This is a genomic window from Hyphomonas oceanitis (assembly GCF_036964545.1).
GTDB lineage: Bacteria > Pseudomonadota > Alphaproteobacteria > Caulobacterales > Hyphomonadaceae > Hyphomonas > Hyphomonas oceanitis.
The window spans coordinates 829,250-848,012 of record NZ_JBALTL010000001.1 but is presented as its reverse complement, the minus strand read 5'-3'; the positions used below and the strand labels follow the sequence as shown (position 1 = coordinate 848,012).

Genomic DNA, 18,763 nt, shown 5'->3' with positions numbered 1-18,763 from the left:
ACTGCGCTTAAGCCGCCGCTGCGCCCTCTGCAGCCGCTGCGGCGCTGGCCCAGGCCCACTGGAAATTGTAGCCGCCGAGCCAGCCCGTCACATCGACGCATTCGCCGATGAAATAGAGTCCTGCAACATGGCGGCTTTCCATGCTTCGCGATGACAGGCCGGACGTATCTATCCCACCGGCCGTCACCTCTGCCGTGCGCCAGCCTTCCGTGCCTGCGGGGCGGACTTTCCAGTCCTTCAGCGCCCCCGCAAGGGCCTCCAATGTGGCATGTGATGTGTCAGCCAGGCGTAAAGTGTGGGTATTCCCGGACCGTTCCTGGACCATTCCCGCCAGCCGCTTGGGAAAAAGCGTCTCAAGGGCGGAGCCAAGCGTCTGCATCGGCCGGTCGCGCTTGGCCGCTTTCAGGGTCTCGGCAATGTCGGTGCCTGGCAGGAGGGAGAGAGTCACTGGCTCGCCCGGCGACCAGTAGGAGGAGACCTGAAGGATGGCTGGCCCCGACAGGCCGCGATGGGTGAACAACATGGCCTCGTCAAAACTGGCGCTCCCAGCCTGCGCGCGAACATCGCAGGCCACTCCCGAGATGGAGGCAAAGTCTTCCTGGTCCGCGCCGGTAAAGACGAAGGGCACAAGCGCGGGGCGGGTGGGAATGATGTCATGTCCGAACTGGCGGGCGATATCATAGGCGAGGCCGGTCGCGCCCATCTTCGGAATTGAGAGGCCGCCCGTTGCGACCACGAGCTTGGGTGCGGTTAGCAGGCCGCCCGACGTGTCCACCGTGAACAGGCCATCGGCATGGGTAACTGACTTTATCTCTGTGCTGAGGCGCAATTCGCCGCCGGATGCTTCCATCTCGTTCAGCAGCATCTGGATGATGGCGCCTGATTTCTGGTCGCAGAAGAGCTGTCCGAGTGTCTTCTCATGCCAGGTGATGCCGTGGCGTGCGAGAAGGTCGATAAAGTCGGTGGGCGTGTAGCGCGCGAGCGCTGACTTGGCAAAATGCGGGTTCTGCGAAATGAACCGGTCTGCGGCCGTATGGATGTTTGTGAAATTGCATCGCCCGCCGCCGGAAATGCGTACCTTTTCCGCAGGCTTTGACGCATGGTCGAGCACGATCGCTTTGAGCCCCACCTGTCCCATGCGTCCGGCACAGAAGAGGCCAGCCGCGCCGGCGCCGAGAACAATGGCATCATAAGTGGAGGGGGAGGCGGTCATCGCTGGCCTATGCCGCAGCGGGCCGCAAAAGAAAAGCGCGCTCCCGAAGGAGCGCGCTTGGCGGTTCTGCACGTTTCACTCCCTCTGGAGTGACGCCGTTCGTCTTATGCGGTGACGGACTGGCGCTGTTCGGCATGTTTGCCTTCGCAGATTTCCTCGACGATCTTGGCGTTGAAGTCGCCCAGGTCATCCGGCGAGCGTGATGTCACGAGGCCGGAATCGACGACGACTGACTGGTCGAGCACGCGGGCACCTGCGTTCTTGAGGTCCTGCTGGATGGCCGGGAAGCCGGTCATCTCGCGACCATTCACGAGGTTGGCCGAGATCAGCAGCTGCGGACCGTGGCAGATCGCGAAGACTGGCTTCATCTGCTTGAAGAAGGCCGAGGTGAAATCCTTGGCTTTCTGGTTGGTGCGCAAAGCGTCAGGGCTAAACAGGCCGCCGGGGATGAGCAGGGCGTCGAAGTCTTCGGCCTTTGCATCATCCAGTATCATGTCGACCTTGAATGTGTCGCCGTGCTCGCGGTGCTTGTTCGCCTGGATTGTACCGTGCTTAAGCGAAACAATTGTTGTCTCGCCGCCAGCGTTTTCGATGGCTTCCTTCGGTGAGGTCAGCTCGATCTGTTCAAATCCATCTGTGGCGAGGATAGCGAGTTTTCGTCCTTGAGCGCGTTGAGTCATAGATATGTCTCCTTGCTTCTAGTGTTCTGGTGCGTCGGCAGGCCACGCGAGAGGTCTGCGCCGCTTCAGGAATATCCCTGTGCCTGATCAATGCCCGGAACCTGTAATGGTTGCAGGTGAAACTGTTACACTTGGGTAATGCGCAAGACGTGCGTAGACAGACGTTATTTTGTTTGTCCGCCGTCGACCGGCAAGACGGCCCCCGTGACGAAACTCGCAAGCGGGCTGAGCAGGTAGGCGGCGGCCGATCCGATTTCCTCCGGCTTGCCGAAGCGGCGCAGCGGCACTTCGCGGCGGATCCATTTCTTCCAGGAATCGCCGCGCTCGCCTTCGGAACGGGTCTCCCAGTCGCCGCCCGGGAAGATGATGTTGCCCGGTGCAATCGCATTGACGCGCACGCCTGATGGCCCTGCAACGCGGGCGAGTTCCTTGGCGAGGTGGTTCATGGCGGCTTTCGACGTGCCGTAGGTGACCGGGGTGCCGAGGGCGCCGAGGCCTGCAATCGACGTGATCATCAGGACCGAGCCTTCCTCGCGCGGCGTCATGCGGCGCAGGGCCGAGCGCGCCAGCTTGAACGCGGAGTCGAGGTTCTGGCTGATGCCGCCATCCCAGGTCTCGTCGTCGACTTCAAATCCGGGAGGGCAGGGGTGGAGGCCGACATTGGCGACGGCGCCCCAGAGCGGGCCGAACTCGGTCTCGATGGCGTCGATCATGGAATCGATGGTCTTGGAGTCGCGCAGGTCACCGGCGCGAGCCCAGAGTTTGTCTTCGCCATATTGCTTGGCGAGTCGGGCGCGCTGTTCCTCAAGCGCCTCTGCGCCGCGTGCAGCAATGGCGACCTTGGCGCCCTCCGCGAGGCAGGCCTCGACAATGCCGAGCCCGATGCCCCGGCTGGCGCCAGCGACGAAGATGACTTTATTCTTCAGACCGAGATCCATGACTTATTCTCCCTGTTTTTTTGTTTGTATGTTTTGAGGCGGTGGCGCGGTGTCGGCCAGCGGCGCTTTGCGGCTGATCACGAAGGCGGCGCCGATGGCGAGGAAACCGAGGCTGCCGGCCATGGGCCAGGGGTGCTTCCAGAAGAGGAAGATCGTCCCGGCGGCGGCGAGCGCCATGCCAGCCAGCGCCGCAGCCTTGCCGCGCATGCCGATCCGGCCTGTCTCAACAAATGTCTGGATCTGGGGGCCTATGCCGGGGCGGGCATAAATCCACGCGGCCCAGCGCGGGTCGGACCTGACAAAGGCAAAGGCCGCGACGATCCAGAAAATGGTCGTCGGCATGACGGGCAGCACCACGCCAATCGCCCCCAGCACGAAAGCGAATATTCCAAGGATGCGCCAGGCCCACATGCTGGCATACATCGGGCGCAATGCGGCGGCTGGCAAGGCAGATAAAGACTGCGCCGTCGGGTGAGCTGTCTGACAATATCGCAATATTCCTTTGAATTGACCCAATCGCGCCCTGTTGGCGCCGTGCCCAAGCGGTGTATGGATACCAATAGAAAATGCAGGAGAGGTTCATGGCGCAGTTCGGAACGGGCACTCGAGGCAAGTACAAGGCTGTCATGGCAGCGTTGCTCTTCGGTCTGGTTGCGGCGTGCGGAGGTGGTGGCAAGGACAAGCCTTCCGACGAGGCCAGCATGGCCGGCGAAGTCGTCCAGCGCTCTCCCAAGGACCAGGTGGCCGCGCGCCAGCGGGAACAGCGCCGCCAGAAGGCCCTTGCCGCGCAGGAGCAGGAATTCTCCTATTTCCGCTATCGCATCGACACCTCGGGTGAGCAGCCGCTCGCCTGTCTCGTCTTCTCCGCCGCGCTCGACCCCAAGGCCGACTATTCGCCCTATATCGAATTCCGCCCGGCCTTCCGGCCTGCGCTCAGTGTCGAGGGGCGCGAGCTTTGCGTGGGTGGCCTGACATTCGGCACCAGCCGCACGGCGACCATCCTGTCCGGCCTGCCTTCCGCTGATGGGCGCACGCTGAAGCGTGAAGAGAGCGTGCCGATCGATTTCGCTGACCGGCCGCCCTATGTCGGCTTCAAGGGCGCAGGCGTAATCCTGCCGCGCGAGGATGCGGACGGCCTGCCCATCGAGACCGTCAATGTGAACAAGGTGACCATCAAGGTCTCGCGCATCAATGATCGCGCGCTGGCCTTCAAGAGCATCACACAAGGCGAAACCACGGCGCAGGGCCGCTACTCCTATTCATGGGGTGAAGACAGCCCGAGCGAAGTCGAGACCGAGCTTTGGTCCGGTACGATGGAGATTGCGGCCGAGCAGAATGCGCCGGTGATCTCGGTTTTCCCGCTGCAGGACGTGATCGGCACGATGGAGCCGGGCGCCTACTACGTGCGCATTGAGGATGCCGCGAAGCTCGACCCGCAGGAGGGTCCGCCCGCCTCGTCCAGCCGCTGGATCATGCTAACCGATCTGGCGATCACGGCCTATCAGGGCGAAAACGGCCTCGATGTCACCCTGCGCTCGCTGCAGGACGGCAAGCCCGTACCGGATACGACAGTCCAGCTTGTGGCAATGAATAATGAAATTCTCGCCGAGACGCGCTCCAACGAGCAGGGCCGTGTTGCGTTTGACGGCCCATTGATCAACGGCGCCGGCAATCTCGCCCCGAAAATGATCCTCGCCTATAGCGCCAAGGGTGAACTGGCGGCGCTGGACCTGACACGCGCGCCTGTGGACATGTCCGAGCATGTGGCCGGTGGGCGCCGCACGCCGGGTATTGTTGACGCCTATGTCTATACCGAGCGCGGCATCTATCGCCCCGGCGAGACGGTGCAGATTTCTGCGCTGCTGCGCGACCGCGCAGGGCGTCAGGTCGAGAAGCGCGCTGGCAATCTCGTGATCTATCGCCCCAACGGGCTTGTCGCGGAAAAGGTGCGCTTTGATGCGCCGGACTCTGGCGCGGTGCTCGACAGTTTCGAGCTGCCCAAGGGCGCCTCGCGGGGCCAGTGGCGTGCGGCCATCGAGATTGACGGCCTGTCGGAAACCTCCGGCGCCGCGACCTTTGCGGTGGAAGACTTCGTGCCCCAGCGTATCGCGGTTGACCTGAAAGCCGACGACAAGACGGCAATGAAACTCGGCGGCACGCGCGAAATCAGCGTCGCCTCGCGCTTCCTCTACGGTGCGCCCGGGGCAGGCCTGACGGTGAAGGCCGAAGCCCGGCTCGAGCCACAGCCGAACCCGTTCCCCGCCTTTGACGGCTTTGCCTTCGGTCGCTTCGACGCGACCTTTGAAGAGCGCATCATCGAACTGCCTGACCAGACAACCGATGGAGCAGGGGCGGCCATTGTGCGGGTCGCGCCCGGTAATGCCGGCAGCAATGCAGGCCGTCCGCTGCGGATCAATACGGTCGTCAGCGTGCTTGAGCCCGGTGGCCGCGCGGTGACCGATAGCGTGCGCATCCCGTATCGCCCGGAAAGCCTTTATATCGGTCTCAAGCCCGGCTTCGATGATTCCGTCGAAGAGGGCGGAGATACGGTCTATCAGGTGGTGGCGGTCAATTCCGATGGCGCCGCCGTGGCCCAGCGTCTCGCCTGGAAAATGCTGGCGATCGACTATCACTATGACTGGTATCGCGATGGCGACGAGTGGCGCTGGCGCCGGTCGCGCACCGTGACCAAGGTGAATGAAGGTGTCGTCTCGACAACCGCGGGCGGCACGGCCGAGATCAAGGTCAGCGGCCTTGAATGGGGCAGCCATGAACTCGTGGTCGAAGCTGAAGGCGTCAATGTCGGCGCGGCGGCCAGCGACGATTTCTATGTCGGCTGGGGTGGCCGTGTCTCCGACGATGGTGTTGAAGCGCCGGACCGTGTCCGTGTCATGGGCCCGGAACGGTCGCCAACGCCCGGTCAGACAGCCGAGATCACCATCATCCCGCCCTATGACGGGCAGGCCCAGATCGTGGTCGCGACAGACCGCGTTCTTTCGGTCCAGAACCTCAATGTGACGGCGGGCGGCACACGCGTGTCCCTGCCCGTGACCGAGGAATGGGGCGAGGGCGCCTATGTCATGGTCAATGTCTATACCGAGCGTGACCCTGTATTGCAGGCCAAACCGCGCCGCGCTGTCGGCGTGGCGCACGTGCCCGTCAACATGGATGCGCGTACGTTCAAGCTGACCGTGAATGCCCCGAAAGTGGCCCGTCCGCGCGGCGAGCAGGTCGTCGAAGTCGATTTCGGCGGTGGCCCGCGTGAACCTGTCTATCTGACCCTCGCGGCTGTCGATGAGGGCATCCTCCAGCTCACCAAGTTCAAGAGCCCGGACCCGGTCGCCTATTATTACGGCCAGAAGGCGCTGGGCGTGGAACAGTATGACGATTATGGTCGCCTGCTCGATCCGAACATGGGCCTGCCTGCCGAAGTGCGCACCGGTGGTGACCAGCTCGGCGGCGAAGGCCTGACCGTTGTGCCGACCAAGTCGGTCGCGCTCTTCTCCGGCCTCGTCGAGGTCGGGCGTTCGGGCAAAGCCAAAGTCCGCTTTGATATACCGGACTTCAATGGCGAGCTGCGCATCATGGCTGTGGCCTGGTCGAAGACCGGCCTTGGTCAGGGCGACGCGAAGATGACCGTCCGCGATGCGGCGCCATCCGATCTCATCCTGCCGCGCTTCATGGCGCCCGGTGACGAGGCCTTCCTCACCGCCAGCATCGACAATGTCGAACTGCCGGCTGGCGAGTTCACCGCTGACATCTCCAGCGCGGGACCGATCGAAGTGGCTGAAAGCCGCCTCACGCGCACGCTGCAGACCGGCAAACGCTCTGACGCGCCTGTGCGTGTCGAAGCCAAGAGTGAAGGCATCTCGCAGGTGCGCATCGCCGTGACCGGCCCGGACAAATATGCCGTCCAGCACACCTATGACATCCAGACGCGCTCGCCCTACCTGCCCGAGACACGCTCCACGAGCGCGCTCATGCAGCCCGGCCAGCAATATTCGATCGATCCGAAACTGCTCGCTGGCTATGTGCCGGGATCGGCCGATGTCACGGTTGGCTTCTCCAGCATCCCGGTCGACCCGGCGACGCTCTATGCCTCGCTCGACCGTTATCCCTATGGCTGTACCGAACAGACGGTCAGCCGCGCGATGCCGCTGCTCTATTCCGAGCAGCTGGTCGCGATGGGGGCCAAGGGTGCGCGCGACAATGCGCGTGACCGGGTCCAGACTGCCGTCAATACGATCCTGAACCGTCAGGGGGCTGAAGGCGCCTTCGGTCTCTGGCGCGAAGGCGATGGCTATGCCGCGCCTTGGCTCGGCGCCTATGCGACGGACTTTGTCTATCGCGCGAAAGCGGCCGGTTACAATGTGCCGGACGAGGCGCTCGACCGGGCCTATGGCGCCCTGCGCGCGATATCGACCGGCGATCAATGGCGCGTCTACGGCTATGATACGGACGTCTATGAGAGCCGTTATTCCAACGACACGCAGGAACAGATGATGTTCCGTTCGGCGGCCTATTCGCTCTATGTCCTGGCCAAAGCAGGGGAGGCGGATATCTCGCGTCTGCGCTACCTGCACGATCGCGAACTGTCGAACATCGACAGCCCGCTCGCGCGTGCCCAGATCGGTGCCGGCCTCGCCTTCATGGGCGACCGGGCCCGCGCAACCTCGGCCTTTGAATCAGCCGAGAAAGCACTCGGCTACCAGAACACCGGCGATTATTACCAGACGCCGCTGCGCGATCTTGCCGGTGTCATGGCTCTCGCCAGCGAAGCCGACATGACAGAGCTTGTGGCCCGTCTCGCCGAACGTCTCGGCAAGGATGTGCCGGAAGCCGATGCCATGACCACGCAGGAAAAGGCGTTCACGCTGCTGGCCGTCAACGACTTCAACAAGGGCGAGAACGCGTTCCGCCTGATGGTCGAAGGTCTCGGCCGCGGCAAGGATGACGGACGTCAGTATCTTGTCTCGGAAGCCCAGGTCGCCTCCGGCGTGAAGTTCAAGCTGGAAGGCAAGGCACCCATGTTCCGTACCGTGCTGGTCACCGGCGCCCCTGAAAAGGCCCCGCCAGCAGCTTCCTCGAAACTGAAGACGGACAAGACCTTCTACACGATGACGGGGGGCAAGGTTGATCTTTCAAGCGTCAAGCAGGGCGACCAGCTGGTCGTGCGCGTCTCGGTCACGCCGCAGGAAAACCGGCTCAACCCGGTGATCGTGGCGGACTTGCTGCCAGCCGGCTTCGAGATCGAAACGGTCCTGCGTCCGGCTGATGGCCGCCGTGAGGGCGAGACGTCCGGTGCGTTCGCCTTCCTCGGCGATCTTGCCTATGCCCAGACGCAACAGGCGCAGGATGACCGTTATGTTGCGGCGCTCGATGTCTATGGCGAGCCTCTGACGGTGGCTTATGTCGTGCGGGCGGTGACGCCGGGCGACTTTGCGATGCCGGGCGTTGTGGTCGAAGACATGTACCGCCCCACGGTCTATGCACGCTCGGCCCCTGGCCGTGTGACCATCACGGGTGGCACGGGAACGACGGCAGGAGGCAAGTAGGCTCATGGGGCCAGGCAGGCGCCTTCTTGCCGGTTTTGCCCTGCTCGTCGGCGCGGCTTTCGCGCTCGATGCCCTGCTGCCGCCACCCCTGGAGCGGGCAGGGGAGATCTCGGCTCTGGTCACTGACCGGGCCGGGAAACCCCTGCGCGCCTTCCCGACCAATGACGGTCGCTGGCGTTTCCATGGCGATCTCGACAAGATCGACCCGGAATTCATCGAGGCGCTGATCCGCGTCGAAGACAAGCGCTTCCGCCAGCACCATGGAACGGACTGGACAGGCATGGTCCGGGCGGCGGTCGATTCGGCGCTTTCGGGCCGGGTTGTGTCCGGTGGTTCGACCATAACCATGCAGACCGCGCGGATGCTTGAGCCGCGCAAACGCAATATCGGCTCCAAGCTGATCGAGATTGTCCGCGCACACCAGATCGAGCGGCGCTTGTCCAAAGACGAAATCCTGGCGCTCTACCTGACGCTGACACCCTATGGCGGCAATCTTGAAGGCGTGCGGGCAGCGAGTTGGAGTTATTTCGGCCACGAGGCCGACCGGCTGACCGATGACGAGATTGCCTTGCTTATCGCGCTGCCGCAGTCGCCCGAGGCACGCCGGCCGGATCGCCGGCCCGAGCAAGCCGCCAAGGCGCGCAACTGGGTGGCGAAGAAGCTCGGCATGTATGGCGTTTTCTCGGCTGATGATGTGGCGGATGTTGCCGCATCCGGCGTGCCGGGCCGTCGGCGTGATTTCCCGGACCGCGCCTGGCATGGCACTGCCAAGGCGCTCGCCAGCGGTCCGCGCGGCGATGTGCGCTCAACGCTCGACGCCAGCTTGCAGGCGGAAGTCGAGCGGATTGCGCTGACACAGGCCGAGGCTGCTGGCGCCGATGTTCAGGTCGCGGCGCTGGTCGTGCACATTCCCACGCGCGCCGTTCGGGCGATTGCGGGTTCTGCATCGCGGGAACGCCCGGGCGGCTGGCTCGATCTGACCGCGCAGGCGCGCTCGCCGGGCTCGACCCTGAAGCCCTTTATATATGCGATGGCCTTTGATGATGGCTCCGCCGCGCCCGATACGCTGATCTCGGACCTGCCGCGCCGCTTTGCGGCCTATCAGCCGGAAAACTTCGACCGCATGTTTCGCGGCGATGTGCGTGTGTCGGATGCCCTGCAGCACTCGCTGAACGTGCCCGCCGTCATGATGCTCGACAAGGTCGGGCCGGACCGCTTTGTCTCCCAGCTGAGTTTGGCGGGCGCGAGCCCGCGCATTGCGGGATCTGCCAGCCATCAGGCGGGTCTCGCGATTGCCCTTGGCGGGGCAGGCCTGACAGCGCGCGAACTGGCCGTTCTCTATTCTGCGCTCGGCGACAAGGGCATTGCCAAGCCGCTGGTCTGGCGGGCCGATGAGGAAGCCGCCGTTCACGACCAGCCGGGCCAGCGCCTGATCGGCGAGGCGAGCGCGGACGAGATCATCCGCATCCTGCAAAACGGGCCGACACCGGCGGGCCGGGTGCCGGGCCGCCTCACAGAGAATGCGCCGCAGATCGCGTTCAAGACGGGTACATCCTACGGCTACCGCGATGCCTGGGCGGCTGGTGTGGCAGGTGACCTGGCCATCATTGTCTGGATGGGCCGGGCCGATGGTGCCCCCCGGCCGGGCGTGACAGGCGGGGATGCGGCGCTGCCAATTCTTTTCGAAATTGCCGACCGCGCCGCGCATCATTTGCGCGATACGGGCGAGGCACGCGGGCGCCTGACCAGCGAAAAACGCCTCAAATCCAAGGGCGCCATCCGCGATTTTGCCGCCGCAGCGCCACCGCAGATCCTGTTCCCGCCGAGCGAAGCCGAGCTGTGGGCCGGAACCGTCGATGGTAAGCAGGCCCGCGGTTTTGTGCTGGCCGGCCGGGGCGAAGGGCAGCTCTCCTGGTACGTTGATGGTGCTCCCTGCGACATTGACGACGCGGGTGCCCCGGTATGGTCACCGACTCGCGAGGGCTTTTATACGGTTACTGCAGTGGATGCTGCGGGTCGCGCCAGCCGCGTGCGGGTCAGGGTGCTGACGGGGCCTGCCTAAAAACACGGCATTGCCCCATTTTTGACACCCCGCGACAACACGGCGGCAACACAAATATGTTAGGTCTGCGATTACTGTCTTTCCGACAGCGGCGCGCATCCCATATGTCGCTTCAGACGGAGCATTTGTCCGCCGTCCGTAGAATTTAAGAGTTTGCCATGCGTATCCGTTCAGCCCTCTTCATTGCCATCGTCGCCGGTATTGCCGCGACAAGCCTTGCGTTCATTTCGAGCGCAGGCGCGGAAGACAAGCCCGCCAGTGAAGCCCCCAAGCATATGTCCTCGGCCGTTTTTGCCGGCGGCTGTTTCTGGTGTGTCGAATCCGATTTCGACAAGGTGGATGGCGTCATCGAAACGGTTTCGGGCTATACGGGTGGGCATGTTGCGAACCCGACCTATAAGCAGGTCAGCCACGAAGACACGGGCCACTATGAATCGGTGAAGGTCACCTATGACCCGGACGTGGTGAGCTATAACCAGCTCGTGACCTATTTCCTGCACCATATCGATCCGACGGATGCGAGTGGCCAGTTCTGCGACAAGGGCGAGAGCTATCGCAGCGCCATTTTCGTCTCGACGCCAGACGAGCGCGCAACCGCTGAAGCCGATATTGCGGATGTCTCAGCCACCCTGCCGTCCCCGGTCGTGACGCAAGTCATCAATGCCGACACGTTCTGGCCAGCCGAAGACTATCATCAGGATTACTACCACAAGAACCCGCTGAAGTACCGCTACTACCGCGCCGCCTGTGGCCGTGATGCGCGGGTGAAGGAACTCTGGGGCGAAGAAGCCACCGGTCACTGATCCTTTGGCGCGGGGCAGGGCGGGGTCTTGAACTCCGTCAGCCCGTCATGCCGCGCTTCCCATGCATCGTCATGGCGCTCCGGCGCAAAGCCTGATGCAATATATAGATGAAACCGACGCTCCAGCGTGCATCCATTCCGGCGCTTGCCGAGTGGGATAATGATGTTTCCGGCATTCTCGAACGTCCTGAAGTCACTACGCATCATGGGCCGCATGTCGGCATGCAGTGAAACAACCAGCACTTTCTCATCCAGCGGTGGCGCCATGGCCACCGTCTCGGAAAAGCTTTTCGGCACGCCGTAGCGGCGCCACGAGATCAGCGGCGGCGTGCGGTCCCGGGCATAATAGTCGAGCCCATGCCAGACCTCGCGCTCGTCGACCAGAACGGATGTCGCGCCAATCTCGGCCGCCTTCTGAAACACGGCGCGCGCCGCTGTGTCCCATCCCCGCGTGCGCTTCAGCTCATTGTCGAAACCGGCCTGTGACGCTGCCGAGGCAGGCAGCAGGGGCACTGTCACGAACGTCACGCCGATGGCTGCATGCAGCGCAAGGCTCGCCCACAGCCACCGCACGCCCGTCGGCGCCATCCGGAGCAGCCAGGCCGCCACCAGCACGCTCGCTGCCGGCCAGGCCGTCGCCGCCCAATTGGCGTTCGCCCGCGACAGCACGGCCTGCACGAGAATGATGACCAGCACGGGAAGAACAAAGCAGAGCAGCCAGCGGTCGCGCTGCTTCACGCCGTCGCCCGCCTTGCGCATGGCCCACAGGCCAATGGCAAAGGCGATCAGGCTGATCGGGCCAAACACACCCATCTGGTCGGCCAGAAAGGTCAGCGCGTGGTCGGGGTGGAACAGCTCGCCACCGAGATTCGCATTGTCGACGGTGTGGCTGACCGTCTTGAAGTCATTCGCGGCATTCCATGCGATATGCGGTGCGAAGATCGCGCAGGCGACCAGCAGCGCAACGAGGCCTCGCCATGACAGCAGCGCCCGGCGCGTCTCCCGGTCCAGCACCAGCGTCAGCGCTATCCCTATAATGAAGTAGAGCATCGCGTATTTTGACAGGAAGCCCGCGCCTACGGCCAAGCCGAGGCCCACGGCGCTGGCCCATCGGCCTTCGCCGCTGCGCAGTCGCCACAGAGCATAAAGCGCAGCGCACCAGAACGGCATCAGCACGCCGTCGGTCGAGATAACGGCCGATGAGAGGATCACCGCCGGCATCAGCGCATAGAGGAAGGCCGCATACATGCCTGTGCGGGCATCATAAACCGCGCGGCCCAGCAGGAAGAGGAATGCGGCCCCTGCCGTATGCAGGAAGGGCGCCGCCAGCCGCACGGCCCATTCAGAATTGCCCATCAGCGCCGTCACGCCATGGATGACCCAGGCAATCATTGGCGGCTTGGAATAATAGCCCCAGTCCAGCGTTTCGCCCCAGCGCCAATACTGTGCTTCATCGGCGTAAAGGTTCAGCGGCGAGACGAGCAGGAAGCCGACACGCAGCACAAGGAGCAATCCGAGTCCAAGGGCCACAGCGCGCCGGTAAGTGGAATCCGATTCGCGACTCAGCCCTGCCATGTGGTCTCACCTTGATACATTCTCTGCTTATGCAGTGCGTGGCCCGTCTAATACAGCCCCAAAATCAGGCAAGCCATGCCCTGCGCGAGCCCAAAGCGTGGCTTTTTTGCATCGCACAAAAACCAATGGCCGGATTCACTGCACACTACGTTGAACCTTCAAAAACTTGTCACTAATCCGTCATGCAGGGAGCGTAAGCGACCGCCAACCGACCTGATTGTGAGAGAGCAGGCCGGACCATCATACGGATCAGGGGAAAATGATCATGAATTGGAACACATTCGGTCGCGGCATGGCGGTATCCGCTATTGCGCTCAGCGTCGCAGGCATCGCCTCGGCGCAGGTTACAACCTCCAGCATGCGCGGTCAGGTGACCAATGCGGAAGGTTCTGCGGTGCCAAACGCCACCGTCGTCATCACGCACACACCTTCGGGCACGATGACCGCCGCTGTTACCAGCGCGAATGGTGATTTCTCGGCTCGTGGCCTTCGCGTCGGCGGCCCTTACACAGTCGAAGTCACGGGCGGCGATTTCACGCCGGTCACCGTCACCGACATCTATATCGATCTCGACCAGACATACCCGCTGAACCTCACGGTTTCCGGCGAGCGCAAGCTTGAGACCGTCGTCGTTACGGCGAACCAGCTGCAGACCGGTTTCTCCAGCGAAGGCCTGACCACTTCCCTTGGTCTCGCTGCCCTCAACGAAGTCGTTTCGATCGACCGCGACATCACGGATGCTGCTGAGCTTGATCCGTTCGCCAGCGTGAACGTCCAGACAGGCGGCGCAAAAGAACTTACGATTGCCGGCGCCAACAACCGCTTCAACACGCTGACGATTGACGGTGTGGCCCTGAACGACCGCTTCGGTCTGAACGCCAACGGCTACCCGACCCAGCGCTCGCCAATCTCGTTCGATGCGATCCAGTCGCTGTCGGTTGAATCGGCGCCTTTCGACACGGAATATAACGGCTTCACGGGCGGCACGATCAACGCTGTCACCAAGTCCGGTACGAACGAATTCCACGGTTCGGCTTTCTACTTCAAGACTGACGACTCGATGGCCGGCAGCAAGAGCGGCGACCTGAAGGTCGACCGTAATTTCGAAGAGAAAACCTATGGCGGCACGCTTGGCGGCCCCATCATCAAGGACAAGCTGTTCTTCTTCCTCTCGTACGACAAGTATGAAGAAGCGGCTGCCCTTCAGCGGGGCCCAACCGGTTCCGGCGCCGTCAACATCGAAGACGTGACGCCAGGCGACATCTCCGAAATCCAGGACATCATGCAGACTGTCTACGGCTTTGACGTGGGCGACTTCGGAGCAGGCGTGCCGCCGGTCGAAGACGAGAAAATCCTCGGCAGCATCGACTGGAACATCTCCAACAATCACCGCGCCAAGTTCACCTATATCAAGACCGAAGGTGCGAGCATCACCGAGCAGAACGGCAACAACTTCCTTCAAGGTGCCGACCTCGCTTTCCCGTCGTCCTGGTACAACAACTCGGAGAGCGTCGAATCCTTCATCGGCCACCTTTATTCCGACTGGACGCCGAATTTCTCGACTGAGGTCAAGATCGCCAAGACGACCCAGGCTACGGGCGCAGACAGCCTGAACGGCGCTGAATTCTTCCTCGGTTCTGTCGAGACCTCCACAGGCACCGTCATTGCCTTCGGTCCTGACCGCTTCCGTCACGGCAACGAACTCGACCAGGAATTCCTGCAGTACAAAGTGAAGGCTGAATACCTGCTTGGCGATCACACGCTGAAAGCCGGTTTCGAGCGTGAGGAAGTCGATGTCGACAACCTCTTCGCCCAGAACTCGGAAGGCACATATGCCTTCGCGTCCATCGACGACCTGCGCAACCAGATTGCGACGGATGTTTCCTACGCAAACGCCATCACGAATGATGAGAACGACCTGCGCGCGATCTGGGGTTACAATTACAACTCCATCTACCTGCAGGACAGCTGGGATATTCGTAACGACCTGAACCTGATGTTCGGCATTCGTTACGACTATTACCAGTCAGAAGGCAAAATCCGTCCGAACCAGAACTTCCAGGATCGTTACGGCTTCTCGAACACGAATGACATTGATGGGCTGGACGTGATCCTGCCGCGCTTCGCCTTCAAGTGGGACGCAAGCGATGACATCACGGTCCGTGGTGGCCTCGGCAAATTCTCCGGTGGCTCACCGGGCGTCTGGGTCTCGAACAGCTACTCGAACGACGGCGTCATCAACGGCGAAGTCTTCGACTCCGGCACGATCAATGTTCCGAACACACCAGAGGCAACGTCGGGCAACTACATCCCGCAGAACCTTCTGGACCAACTGGCAAACACATCTCCGGATGGTGCGGTCAATGCGCTCGACAATTCTTTCGAGATCCCATCGACCTGGAAAGCCAATCTCGGCGTGGCTGTGAACGTTCCAGGCAACTGGCTGGTCACTGCGGACGTGCTCTACAACAAGCTCGAGAATGCACCTTACTGGTATGATGCGACCTGTACGGCTGTGTCTGCTTCGCCTGATGATCGTCCAGTGTACTCGTGCGGTCAGGGCACCATCAACGGTGTCACATCCAGCGCGCCGCAAGCCATCCTCGTCGGCAGCGTCGACAAGGGCAACTCGCTGCTCTGGGCCCTTTCGGCCAGCAATGACTGGGAAACACCATTTGGCGACTTTGATGTGTTCGGCAGCTATACGCACGCTGACGTCAACGACATCGGCATGGGCACCTCGTCGACTGCAACGTCTAACTATTCGGACACGGCACGCTGGAGCTACCAGAACCCGCGCACCGGTACGTCGAACTTCGAAGTCGAGCACCAGTTCAAACTGCGCCTGAACTGGGAGAAGGAATTCTTCCGCGGCTACGCCACGCAGGCTTCGCTGTTTGCAACCCGTCGTTCGGGCCAGCCTTACACCTACACGTTCAACACGAACGGTCGTAGCGATGTGTTCGGCATCAACGAAAGCAGCGCGGATGATGCGGGTGCGACACTCTACGTGCCGACCGGCTTCGACGATCCGCTCTTCTCGCCTGACTCGTTCGGTGGTGACGTAGGCCTCCAGCAGGACTTCTTCACCTATATCGCAACGTCCGAACTCAATGACTACAAAGGCAAGATTGCACCACGCAACGGCGACAATTCCCGCTGGTCGACGCTGGTTGATCTTCGTCTCCAGCAGGAACTGCCAGGCGCGATGAAAAATCACCGCACCAAACTGTTCCTCGACATCGAGAACCTCGGCAACCTGATCGACAGCAATGCCGGTCGCGTCGAGCGCACCCGTTACGAATACAAGCGCCAGGTTGCTGCCGCTTCGATCGTCAACGGCCAGTATGTCTACGGTGATCCAGGTCGCGATGGCGTCTGGGGCACAGGCGACCGCGACGAGTCGACCTTCAGCACTTCGACCAATTCCGAGGTCCTGAACCAGTCGTTCTGGCAGATCCAGATCGGTGTGAAATACGAGTTCTAGGTCGCTTCGCGATCCGGAATGCAGATTTGGGAGGGCGGCCTGCTATGCGGGCCGCCCTTTTCCTTGTTTCAAAGGTGTGGCAATGCCAGCGACCATGACCGAAGCAGCTTTCTCCCTCCCGCCCGAATGGGCTCCGCAGGCCGCCCTCTGGTGCGGCTGGCCCCGCCTTGCTGAAGAATGGGGCGGCAATTATGACGGCGCACGCGCTGAAATTGCGGCACTGATCCGTGCCGCCGCCGCTTTCGTTCCAGTCAAAGTTGCGGCTGGCTCCGAAGAAGCTGCCCGCTCCGCACAGGCGGCTGTGGGGGACGTGGCGCAAATCGTCGAAGTGCCGACGGGTGACGTCTGGCTGCGCGATACCGGGCCGATCATTACGCGTGGCGCTGGCGGCTTTCAGGCTGAAACCTTCCGCTTCAACGGCTGGGGCGGCAAATATCTCATGCCGGGCGACACTGAGACGGCTGCCGCCATTGCCGGTGTCGAAGGCGTTTCTGTGCGCGCGCATGATACCGTGCTTGAGGGCGGCGCCATTGATGTCGACGGGGAAGGGCGTTTGCTGACCACCCGTCAGTGCCTGCTCAATCCCAACCGCAACGGCGCCTGGACCGAGGCCGATGCCGAAGCTGCGCTGGTCGAAGCCTTTGGCGTGAATGAAGTCATCTGGCTTGGCGATGGCCTGCTCAACGACCATACCGATGGCCATGTCGACAATATTGCCCGCTTCATCGCACCAGGGCATGTCCTCTGCCAGCACCCGACCGGCGAGCAGGATCCCAATGCGGACGTGCTGCTCGCCATTGAGGACAAGCTGCGCACAGCGGGTCTGATGGTCTCGACCATATCGTCACCGGGCCCGGTCGATTTTGGCGACGGCGAGCCGGTGCCAGCCAGCCACATGAATTTCACGATCACAAATGGCGCCGTTTTCGTGCCGACCTATGATGAGCGCTTCAGTCTGGTCGCGCTTGCCGAACTGCGCCCGCTCTTCCCGGGTCGCAAGGTGATCGGGCTTCCGGCATTGAACATTCTGCGCGGCGGCGGCAGTTTCCACTGCATGACCCGCGAAATTCCCGCCCAATAGACACGCAACACCCCGGGAACGGACTCTGAATAACCCGGGAATGGACTCTGAATACCCAGGCAAGATCCTGTCATTACCCTGCTGCGCCCCAACGGATACCGCCCATGACCCGCTCCATCACGCTCGCTGCCATCCAGTTCTCCCCGTCTGACGACGTTCAGGACAATATCGACCGCGTCGCCGGCTTCATTGAAGAGGCTGCCGGGCGCGGCGCTGATGTTGTTCTGCCGCCCGAACTTTTCTGCGGGTCTTATTTCTGCAAGACGCAGGAAGAGGAGCATTTCGCCCGGGCCCTGCCATGGGAAACGCATCCCGCCGTTGTTCAACTTGCTGAAATTGCACGGAAATTCGGCGTCGTCATTCCCGTCTCGATCTATGAGAAGGACGGTCCGGCCTATTACAATTCGCTCGTCATGCTCGATGCAGACGGCAGCGCCATGGGCGTCTACCGCAAGAGCCACATTCCCGATGGCCCCGGCTATCAGGAGAAATTCTACTTCCGTCCCGGCGATACGGGCTTTCGTGTCTGGGATACCAAGAAAGGCCGTATCGGCGTCGGTATCTGCTGGGACCAGTGGTTCCCGGAGGTCGCGCGCGCCATGACGATGATGGGAGCAGACGTGCTGCTCTACCCAACGGCGATTGGCGCAGAGCCGCAGGATTCAACGCTCGACACGGCCGGGCGCTGGCGGCGGGCGATGCTCGGTCATGCTGTGTCGAATGTCATCCCTGTCTGCGCGGCCAATCGCATGGGCGATGAGGGCGGGCAGGTCTTTTACGGCACAAGTTTCATCGCGGACCAGACCGGCGAAGTCGTCACTGACTTCGGCCGGACCGAGGAGGGCGTGATCCTCGCAACATTCGACCTTGATGAGGTCGACCGCGAGCGCGCTGCATGGGGCTTTTTCCGCGACCGGCGGCCGGACCTTTACGGCAAGCTGGTCTAGGCCTGCGTCACGCGGCGGGCTTTATCAAACCAGTCGGTCATCACGCCGCCCGGCACGCGGGAGAGATCCCTGTACCATTCCGGCAGATTGTTGATTGCATCAGCCGTATCACCCCAGCGGCGCAGGTTTGCGTCCGCTGCCGTGTGAAAGGCTTCGCGCATCTTGATCTCGTCCATAGGCTGGAAATCGGGCACGGCCTGAGCACTTGCGAAGCTCTTTTGCGCCGTCAGCATCATCTCGAGGGTCGAGGCTGTAAGGGAAAGAGAAGCGCGCCACGGCGCGAGCCAAAGGTCCATCATCGGGAATTTCCTTGTTTCCAAACAGGATAGTAGACACGTTATGGTGCAGTGCACAACAAATCTCGTGCCAAAACTCCTTTCGCTGCCCCGTTTTCGCCGTGAGCGAATGCACATAATGTCGAAT

Annotated in this window: 12 protein-coding genes; 6 read left to right on the top strand and 6 right to left on the bottom strand. The window is 62.2% G+C overall.

Features of this window, described 5'->3' with window-relative positions; genetic code table 11:
- Nucleotides 1-7: 7 nt before the first annotated feature.
- From V7651_RS04200 to V7651_RS04185, 4 genes are all read right to left on the bottom strand, one after another.
- On the bottom strand, nucleotides 8-1,213 hold the full coding sequence (locus V7651_RS04200) for a BaiN/RdsA family NAD(P)/FAD-dependent oxidoreductase (protein WP_335612315.1): 1,206 nt from the start codon (nucleotides 1,211-1,213) through the stop codon (nucleotides 8-10).
- Between the two features lie 104 nt (nucleotides 1,214-1,317).
- Complete coding sequence (locus tag V7651_RS04195) at nucleotides 1,318-1,893, bottom strand: type 1 glutamine amidotransferase domain-containing protein (protein ID WP_335612314.1); 576 nt, start codon at nucleotides 1,891-1,893, stop codon at nucleotides 1,318-1,320.
- Nucleotides 1,894-2,057: 164 nt separating this feature from the next.
- Entirely contained in the window at nucleotides 2,058-2,831 is a 774-nt protein-coding gene (locus V7651_RS04190) for an SDR family NAD(P)-dependent oxidoreductase (protein ID WP_335612313.1), read from the bottom strand.
- 3 nt (nucleotides 2,832-2,834) lie between these two features.
- A complete protein-coding gene (locus V7651_RS04185; RefSeq protein WP_335612312.1) occupies nucleotides 2,835-3,242 on the bottom strand; it encodes a YbaN family protein in 408 nt (135 codons plus the stop codon).
- 170 nt (nucleotides 3,243-3,412) lie between these two features.
- On the opposite strand from V7651_RS04185, the gene V7651_RS04180 reads away from it, so the two are divergent.
- From V7651_RS04180 to msrA, 3 genes are all read left to right on the top strand, one after another.
- Complete coding sequence (locus V7651_RS04180; RefSeq protein WP_335612311.1) at nucleotides 3,413-8,386, top strand: alpha-2-macroglobulin family protein; 4,974 nt, start codon at nucleotides 3,413-3,415, stop codon at nucleotides 8,384-8,386.
- 4 nt (nucleotides 8,387-8,390) lie between these two features.
- Nucleotides 8,391-10,448: a penicillin-binding protein 1C gene (pbpC, locus tag V7651_RS04175; protein WP_335612310.1), complete on the top strand. Its 2,058-nt coding sequence runs from the start codon at nucleotides 8,391-8,393 to the stop codon at nucleotides 10,446-10,448.
- A gap of 158 nt (nucleotides 10,449-10,606) precedes the next feature.
- Nucleotides 10,607-11,251 (top strand): peptide-methionine (S)-S-oxide reductase MsrA, encoded by a 645-nt coding sequence (gene msrA / locus V7651_RS04170; RefSeq protein ID WP_335612309.1) that lies wholly within the window; start codon nucleotides 10,607-10,609, stop codon nucleotides 11,249-11,251.
- Here msrA and V7651_RS04165 read toward each other — a convergent pair.
- Nucleotides 11,245-12,825: an ArnT family glycosyltransferase gene (locus V7651_RS04165; RefSeq protein ID WP_335612308.1), complete on the bottom strand. Its 1,581-nt coding sequence runs from the start codon at nucleotides 12,823-12,825 to the stop codon at nucleotides 11,245-11,247. The genes msrA and V7651_RS04165 overlap by 7 nt on opposite strands.
- Nucleotides 12,826-13,090: 265 nt before the next feature.
- Here V7651_RS04165 and V7651_RS04160 point away from each other — a divergent pair, with 265 nt between their 5' ends.
- From V7651_RS04160 to aguB, 3 genes are all read left to right on the top strand, one after another.
- Nucleotides 13,091-16,312: a TonB-dependent receptor gene (locus V7651_RS04160; RefSeq protein WP_335612307.1), complete on the top strand. Its 3,222-nt coding sequence runs from the start codon at nucleotides 13,091-13,093 to the stop codon at nucleotides 16,310-16,312.
- Nucleotides 16,313-16,394: 82 nt separating this feature from the next.
- Nucleotides 16,395-17,393, top strand: coding sequence for an agmatine deiminase family protein (locus V7651_RS04155; protein ID WP_335612306.1), 999 nt, complete (start codon nucleotides 16,395-16,397; stop codon nucleotides 17,391-17,393).
- A gap of 104 nt (nucleotides 17,394-17,497) precedes the next feature.
- The gene (gene aguB / locus V7651_RS04150) at nucleotides 17,498-18,340 is read left to right on the top strand and encodes an N-carbamoylputrescine amidase (RefSeq protein WP_335612305.1); all 843 of its coding nucleotides are present in this window, start codon (nucleotides 17,498-17,500) and stop codon (nucleotides 18,338-18,340) included.
- On the opposite strand, the gene V7651_RS04145 is transcribed toward aguB, so the two are convergent.
- Nucleotides 18,337-18,639, bottom strand: a complete 303-nt coding sequence (locus V7651_RS04145) for a hypothetical protein (RefSeq protein WP_035534808.1) — start codon at nucleotides 18,637-18,639, stop codon at nucleotides 18,337-18,339. The two genes, aguB and V7651_RS04145, sit on opposite strands and share 4 nt — an antisense overlap.
- Between the last annotated feature and the right edge of the window lie 124 nt (nucleotides 18,640-18,763).